Raw genomic sequence first — 7,665 nt, 5'->3', positions numbered from 1 at the left:
CCGCTGGTCACCGGCCCGGCGCCGCCCGGGGGCGGCCCCTGCCGGGCCGTCAGCCCGTGGTGAGCCGCTCGGCCAGCGCGCGCAGCGCCAGCTCGTACGAGCCGATCCCGAACCCGGCGATGGTGCCGGAGGCCACCGCGGAGATCACCGAGGTGTGCCGAAAGGTCTCGCGGGCGTACGGGTTGGAGATGTGCACCTCGATCAGCGGCGCGGTGCGCTGCGAGGCGGCGTCGCGCATCGCGTACGAGTAGTGCGTGAACGCCCCCGGGTTGATCACCACCGGGACCCGGCCGTCGGCGGCCTCGTGCAGCCACTCGACCATGGTCTGCTCGGAGTTGGTCTCGTGCACCTCGACCTCGAAGCCCAGCTCCTTGCCGAGCGCGGTGCAGCGCTCGACCAGCCCGGCGTACGAGGTGGAGCCGTAGACGTCGGGCTCGCGGCTGCCGAGGCGCCCGAGGTTGGGGCCGTTGAGCACCATCACCCGGGTCACGAGGAGACCTCCGCGTAGGCGGCCACCAGCAGGGACGGGTCGGGGCCCTCCAGCACGGAGGTCCTGCCGAGGCCGTCCAGGACGATGAAGCGGATCAGGTCGCCGCGCGACTTCTTGTCGATCTTCATGGCGTCCAGCAGCTTGGGCCAGGCGTCCGCCCGGTAGCTGAGCGGCAGGCCGACCGAGGCCAGCACGGTGCGGTGCCGGTCGGCGGTCTCGTCGTCCAGCCGGCCGGCGAGGCGGCCGAGTTCGGCGGCGAACACCATGCCGATCGAGATCGCCGCGCCGTGCCGCCACTTGTAGCGCTCGTTGCGCTCGATGGCGTGGCCGAGGGTGTGGCCGTAGTTGAGGATCTCGCGCCGGCCGGACTCCTTGAGGTCGCCGGAGACCACGTCGGCCTTGACCTGGATGGCCCGCCGGATCAGCTCGACGGTGTGCGGCCCGGCCGGGGTCTTGGCGCCCTCCGGGTCGGCCTCGACGAGGTCGAGGATCGCCGGGTCGGCGATGAACCCGCACTTGATGACCTCGGCGAGGCCGGAGACGTAGTCGTGCCGGGGCACCGTCTCCAGGGTCGCGAGGTCGGCCAGCACGCCCGCCGGGGGGTGGAAGGCGCCGACCATGTTCTTGCCCTCGGCGATGTTGATGCCGGTCTTGCCGCCGACCGCCGCGTCGACCATGCCGAGCAGCGTGGTGGGCACGGAGATCCAGCGGACCCCGCGCAGCCAGGTGGCGGCGACGAAGCCGGCCAGGTCGGTGGTGGCGCCGCCGCCGAGGCCGACGACCACGTCGGTGCGGGTGAACCCGGTCTGCCCGAGCACCGACCAGCAGTACGCGGCCACCTCGGCGCTCTTCGCCTCCTCGGCGTTGGGCACCTGGAGGGCGATCGCCTCGTAGCCCTCGCCGGACAGGTCCTCGCGGATCGCGTCCGCGGTGGCGGACAGCGCCTCCGGGTGGATGATCGCCACCCGCCGGGCCCGGCTCCCGATCAGCGGCGCCAGCTCGCCGAGCAGCTGGTGCCCGATCAGCACGTCGTACGGGTCGTGGCCGGCGCTGCCGCCGACGTGAATCCTGACGTTGTCACTCATGGGGGGTCTTCAGCTCCAGTGCTTCCAGTACGGCGTCCGCGACCTGCTCGGGGGTGCGGCCGGCGGTGTCGACGACGGCGGTGGCCACCTCCAGGTAGAGGGGGCGGCGGGCCTCCATCAGCTCGCGCCAGCGGGCCCGCGGGTTGACCGCCAGCAGCGGGCGGGGGGCGTCCAGGCCGACCCGCTTGACCGCGTCGGCGAGCGGCACCTCCAGGAACACCACCGGCAGGTCGCGCAGCAGCTCACGGGTGGGCCCGGCCATCACCGCGCCGCCGCCGAGCGCCAGCACGCCGCCGTGGGTGCCGGCGGCGGCGCGCACGGCGGCCGCCTCCAGGGCCCGGAAGTGCGGCTCGCCCTCGTCGACGAAGATGTCCGGGATCGGCTTGCCGGCCTGCTCCTCGATGTCCGCGTCGGTGTCGCGGAAGCCGAGGCCGAGGCGCTCGGCGAGGACCCGCCCGACGGTGGACTTGCCACTGCCGGGCGGGCCGACCAGCACGACGACCGGCGTGGTCATCGGACGATCAGGTGGTCGAGGTAGTTCTGTACGTTGCGCCGGGTCTCCGACACGTGGTCGCCGCCGAACTTCTCGTCGACCGCGTCGGCCAGCACCAGGGCGACCATCGCCTCGGCGACGATGCCGGCCGCCGGCACCGCGCAGACGTCCGAGCGCTGGTGGTGCGCCTTGGCCGGCTCACCGGTGCGCACGTCCACGGTGCGCAGCGCGCGCGGCACGGTCGCGATCGGCTTCATCGCGGCGCGCACCCGCAGCAGCTCGCCGGTGGACAGGCCGCCCTCGGTGCCGCCGGAGCGGCCGGAGACGCGCTTGGCGCCCTCGGGGGTCGGCACGATCTCGTCGTGGGCCTGCGAGCCGGGGACGCGGGCCAGCTCGAAGCCGTCGCCGACCTCGACGCCCTTGATCGCCTGGATGCCCATCAGCGCGGCGGCGAGGCGGGCGTCCAGCCGGCGGTCCCAGTGGACGTGCGAGCCGAGGCCGACCGGGACGCCGTAGGCGAGCACCTCGACGACGCCGCCGAGGGTGTCGCCGTCCTTGTGGGCCTGGTCGATCTCGGCGACCATCGCCTTCGAGGCGTCGGCGTCCAGGCAGCGCACCGGGTCGGCGTCCAGCTTCGCCTCGTCGGAGGGCAGCGGCAGCACGCCGGCCGGGGCCTTGGCGGCGGCCAGCTCCACCACGTGGCTGACGATCTCGATGCCGCAGGTCTCCTTGAGGTAGGAGCGGGCGACGGCGCCGAGCGCGACGCGGGCGGCGGTCTCCCGGGCGCTGGCGCGCTCCAGGATCGGGCGGGCCTCGTCGATCGAGTACTTCTGCATGCCGGCCAGGTCGGCGTGGCCGGGGCGCGGGCGGGTCAGCGCCTCGTTGCGGGCGAGACCGGCGAGCACCTCGGGGTCGACCGGGTCGGCCGACATGACCTGCTCCCACTTCGGCCACTCGGTGTTGCCCACCATGACGGCGACCGGGCTGCCCATGCTCAGGCCGTGCCGCACACCGCCGAGGAAGGTCACCTCGTCCTGCTCGAACTTCATCCGTGCGCCGCGACCATAGCCGAGCCGGCGGCGCGCCAGCGCGTCGGCCACCATGGCGGTGGTGACCGGTACACCGGCGGGCAGGCCCTCCAGCGTCGCGACGAGTGCGGGGCCGTGCGACTCCCCCGCCGTCAGCCAGCGCAACGTACCCAACGGAGCTCCTTCATCAGCGGACCGGAGCGGCGCTGCCGCCGCCCGTCCGGACGTGCCTTGTCCCCGAATCCTTTCATGCCGGACCGGTCGACCGGCCCCGGAGTCCGGTCACCGGACAGCATTCGGCCGACCGGCGGACGGGAACGGCCGGCCGGCCCTGGTCCGGGGCGTGCCCGGGTGTGCCCTCAGCCCGCGGCCAGGGCCGCCTCACCGGCGGCGCGGACGGCCGCCAGCGGGCCGGGGGTGCGCCCGGTGAACAGCTCGCTCTGCAGCACCGCCTGGTGCACCAGCAGGTCGAGCCCGCCCAGCACGGTCGCCCCGCGCTCGGTGCAGGCGCCGGCCAGCGCGGTCGGCCACGGGTGGTACAGCACGTCGAACAGCGCGCCGGGCTCGGCGGTGAGGTCGCCGACGAAGGCGTCCGTCGCCCCGGCCGGGGTGGTGGCCACGGTGAGCGGGTGCGTCAGTGCCTCGGCGCCGCGCGCCCAGTCCGCGGTCCGCACCGCCACGCCGAGGCGCTCGCCGAGCCCGGCCATCTCCCGGGCCCGCTCGGGGCTGCGGACGTAGACGGTGACCTCGCGGGCCCCGAGCCGGGCCAGCGCGGCCAGCGCGGAGGACGCGGTGGCGCCGGCACCGAGCACGGCGGCGGCCGGCACCTCGGTGATGCCGCGCTCGCGCAGCGCGTTGACCAGGCCGGGCACATCGGTGTTGTGGCCGGCCCGGCGCCCGTCGGCGGTGAACACCAGGGTGTTCACCGCCTCGACCGACCGGGCGGTGGCGCTCACCTCGTCGAGCAGCGGGATGACCGCGCGCTTGAGCGGCATGGTGAGCGAGCAGCCCGCCCACTCGGCCTCGTCCAGCCCGGCGACGAAGCCGGGCAGCGCGGCCTCGTCGACCTCGAAGCGGTCGTAGCGCCAGCCGTCCAGCCCGAGCGCCGCGAAGGCGGCCCGGTGCAGGGCGGGCGACAGCGAGTGGGCGATCGGCGAGCCGAGGACGGCCGCCCGGTGCTTGCTGGTCACGCTGGTGTCTCTCCCTGTGCGGCCGCCCGGCGGCCGGTCAGCCCTTGCTGGTGCAGTGGACGGCGGCCGCGTCGAACTTCGCGCCGATCGACTTGCAGTACTCCTCGGTGTTCTTGGCGTGCTCCGCGTCCGTCTCGGCGAACAGGGTCAGGGTCGGCGACATCGCGATGAAGTACAGCCACTTGCCGTCCGCCGGGTTGAGCGTCGCCTTGAGCGCGTCGTCACCCGGGTTGGAGATCGGCGTCGGCGGCAGGCCCGGGTTGATGTAGGTGTTGTACTTGTTGGAGCCGTCGTTGATGTCCCGCTTGTCGAGGTTCTTGCGGCCCAGCGAGTACTGCAGCGTGGTGTCCATGCCCAGCTTGCCGTTGACCTTGCCCTTGTCGGCCAGCCGGTTCTGGATGGTCTTCGCCATCTTGGCGAAGTCGTCCTTGTTGTTGCCCTCCGCCTGGAGGATGCTCGCCTCGATGACCACCTCGTAGCCGGACTTGAGGCCGATCTTCGAGGCCTCCGCGTCCAGGCCCGCGTAGCGGTCCACGGCGTTCTTCACCATCTGCTTGAGCAGGTCCTCGGGCTTCATGCCCGGGGTGATCGAGTAGCGGGTCGGCCAGAGGAAGCCCTCGATGTTGCCGTTGGCGTACGCGGGCAGGCCCAGGTTGTTGACCTGCTCCTTGGCGACGTTCGCGGTGGTGCCCTTGGGCAGGCCGAGCTTCTCGTCGATCTTGACGTAGGTGGCGACGGAGGTCAGGCCCTCCTGGATGATCAGCTTCTCGCCGCCGTTGGCCTCCACCAGGAACTGCACGGCCCCCTCGGCGGACATCTCCTTGGGCATGGCGTAGGCGCCGGGCTGGATGGTGGAGCACTTCGCGTTCTTGTCGCACGCCGCGTTGAAGGCGTCGATGCTCTTGACCACGCCGGCCGCCTTCAGCGCCGCGCCCATCTGGCTGCCCGCCGCACCCGGCTTGATCTCGACGTTGACCGAGCCGGTGCCCGGGCCGGGGAAGTCCGGCGCCGGGCCGAAGTGGTCCTTGTAGAAGCCGTAGCCCCAGTAGCCGGCGCCGCCCATGGCACCGAGCAGCACGAGGGCGACCACCAGGCAGGCGCCACCGTTGCGCCGGCCGGACTTCTTGCCCTTCTCCTTGCGCTTCTTCTTCGCCTCGCGGGAGTCGTCCTCCTCGCCGAGGAAGCCGCCCTGCCCGTCGTCGTCCGCGCCGTCCTCGTGGTACTCGTCCTCGGCGTACTCGCCCTCGTGACCGTCCCACGCGTCCTCGGCGTGCTCACCGCCGCCGTCGGCCTCGGCCGGTCCGGCGCCGGCCTCCAGTGCGGCGGCCTCCGCCTCCCAGTCGATGCCGTCCGGGCCGGGGCCGGAGGGCTGCTGCCCGGCGGCCGGCCGCGGGGCCTGCTGCGCCGGGGCGCCCTGCTGCGGAACGCCCTGCTGGGGGTACCCCTGCTGCTGGCCGCCGTACTGCTGCTGGCCCACGCCCTGCTGGCCCATGCCCTGCTGGGGCATCTGCTGCTGCGGCATCTGCTGCTGCTGGGGGTAGCCCTGCTGGCCGCCCATGTCCTGCTGTCCGCCCACGCCCTGCTGCGGGTAGCCCTGCTGCTGCGGGTACCCCTGCTGGGGCATCTGCTGCTGGGCGTAGCCCTGCTGACCGTCGTACTGCTGTCCGCCCTGTCCGCCCTGCGGGTACCCCTGCTGGCCGCCCATCGCCTGCTGGCCCATGCCCGGCTGCGGCACCTGCTGCTGGGGCATCTGCTGCTGGGGGTAGCCCTGCTGACCGCCGTACTGCTGCTGGGGATGCTGCTGCCACTGCCCGTCCTGCTGGCCGGGGACCGGCTGCTGGCCGCCGTACCCGGGGTCACCCGGATGCCACGGCTCGGAGCCCTGGGGGCCGTAGCCCCGACCCAGATCGGTCATTGATCCCCTTATACCGACGGAGACGACCGGAGGATCGGCCCGGTCGCCCGGGACGGCGTCCCGGCTGCTTGTCGAACCGGCGTGCTAGCGCAACACCTGGACGGAGACGCTACCGTACCGCAGTCGACCGCCCGGCCGGGGCGCCGACCGCCGCTACGGCGCCCCCGACGAGGGCGTGGCCGCGGCGGACGCGGAGGCGGACGCCGAGGCGCTCGCCGACGCCGAGGCACCGGCCGCCGCCCGGTTGGCGTTGAACTCCGCGACGTTCTTCTGCTGCACGTCGAAGCTGTCGGTGAAGCGGGTGTCCCCCGGCTTCACGGTCACGAAGTAGAGCCAGTCCCCCGGCGCCGGGTCCACCGCCGCCATGATCGCCTGCCGCCCCGGGTTGGAGATCGGCGTCGGCGGCAGCCCCGCGTGCTTGTAGGTGTTGTACGGGGAGTCGAGCCGGGTGTCGGTGACGCTGGTGTTCAGCGTGGAGCGCCCCATCGCGTAGTTGATGGTGGAGTCCAGCTGCAGCGGCATGTTCTTGGCCAGCCGGTTGTAGATGACCCGCGCGACCTTCGCCATGTCCTCGGGGTTGTCCGCCTCGCCCTGCACCATGCTGGCGATGGTCACCAGCCCGTACAGCGACTGCCCGAGGTTGGTCGCGACCACCTCCGCGTCGTCCCGGGCGAACTCCTTGCCGGCCCGCTCGACCATCTGCTTCAGCAGGTCGGCGGCGGTGGTGTCGTCGGTGACGGCGTACGTCGCGGGGAACAGGTAGCCCTCGGGGACGCCGTTGGCGGTCTCCGGCAGGCCCAGTTCGGCGGCCTGGTCCTTGGCCGTCTGCTCCGCGGTGCCCGCCGGGAGCTGGAGCTTCTTGTCGATCGCGGCGAAGATCTGGCTGCCGCGCCAGCCCTCGGGGATGGTCAGGCCGTTGGCGTTGGCCGGGTCGATCAGCACGGCGAGCGCGGCGGCCGCCGACATCTTCTGCCGCAGGGTGTACGTGCCGGGCTGGATCCGCCCGGCCGCCGCCGCGCTGCCCCGGGCGGCCCGGGTGAACGCGAGCGAGCTGGCCACCACGCCGTTGCGCACCAGGGCCGAGGCGATCTGGCTGAGCCCGGCGCCCTCGGGCACCGACACCTGCACCGAGCCGGAGCCGTCGCCCGCGTAGTCGGCGGCGGCCGGCGGCCGGCGCTGTCCCTGGATCCAGCTGAACCCGGCCAGCCCGATCCCGCCGAACACCGCGAACAGCGACAGCGCCGTCAGCAGACAGGCCAGTCCGTTGCGCCGTCGGCGTGGATCGGGCGCATCGGGGCGCGGGGCGGGCGCGCCCGGCGGGCGGCCCTCCGGTTCGGTCGCCGGCGCACCGAGGTGGCCGGGGCTCAGGCCGGGTGTGAGGTCCAGGTCGGTCACGGCGGCGTCCCCTCGACGGTCCGCGTGGCACGCGGCACGACGGCAACGGCAGAGGGGTCCGTGCGGACG

At 73.5% G+C, this 7,665-nt stretch carries 7 protein-coding genes; all 7 read right to left on the bottom strand.

The window, feature by feature from the left end; translation table 11 throughout:
• Window positions 1-49: 49 nt before the first annotated feature.
• Window positions 50-478, bottom strand: coding sequence for a type II 3-dehydroquinate dehydratase (aroQ, locus tag ACFXAM_RS31295; RefSeq protein ID WP_380296336.1), 429 nt, complete (start codon window positions 476-478; stop codon window positions 50-52).
• An 8-nt stretch (window positions 479-486) separates the two neighbouring features.
• Window positions 487-1,575, bottom strand: coding sequence for a 3-dehydroquinate synthase (aroB, locus tag ACFXAM_RS31290; protein WP_380296332.1), 1,089 nt, complete (start codon window positions 1,573-1,575; stop codon window positions 487-489).
• Window positions 1,568-2,089, bottom strand: a complete 522-nt coding sequence (locus tag ACFXAM_RS31285; protein ID WP_380296330.1) for a shikimate kinase — start codon at window positions 2,087-2,089, stop codon at window positions 1,568-1,570. Before ACFXAM_RS31285 ends, aroB begins: the two co-directional genes overlap by 8 nt.
• Window positions 2,086-3,270 carry a chorismate synthase gene (aroC, locus tag ACFXAM_RS31280; RefSeq protein WP_380296329.1) on the bottom strand — a complete coding sequence of 395 codons (1,185 nt, stop codon included), beginning with the start codon at window positions 3,268-3,270 and terminating at the stop codon, window positions 2,086-2,088. Before aroC ends, ACFXAM_RS31285 begins: the two co-directional genes overlap by 4 nt.
• A 185-nt stretch (window positions 3,271-3,455) precedes the next feature.
• Window positions 3,456-4,286, bottom strand: a complete 831-nt coding sequence (locus ACFXAM_RS31275; protein ID WP_380296328.1) for a shikimate dehydrogenase — start codon at window positions 4,284-4,286, stop codon at window positions 3,456-3,458.
• 37 nt (window positions 4,287-4,323) lie between these two features.
• The gene (mltG, locus tag ACFXAM_RS31270; RefSeq protein ID WP_380296327.1) at window positions 4,324-6,201 is read right to left on the bottom strand and encodes an endolytic transglycosylase MltG; all 1,878 of its coding nucleotides are present in this window, start codon (window positions 6,199-6,201) and stop codon (window positions 4,324-4,326) included.
• Window positions 6,202-6,354: 153 nt separating this feature from the next.
• Window positions 6,355-7,596, bottom strand: a complete 1,242-nt coding sequence (gene mltG / locus ACFXAM_RS31265) for an endolytic transglycosylase MltG (protein WP_380296326.1) — start codon at window positions 7,594-7,596, stop codon at window positions 6,355-6,357.
• Window positions 7,597-7,665 lie beyond the last annotated feature (69 nt).

The sequence above is a fragment of the Kitasatospora sp. NPDC059462 genome (genome assembly GCF_042749955.1).
Taxonomy (GTDB): Bacteria; Actinomycetota; Actinomycetes; order Streptomycetales; family Streptomycetaceae; genus Kitasatospora.
This window is presented reverse-complemented; position numbering and strand designations above follow the sequence as displayed.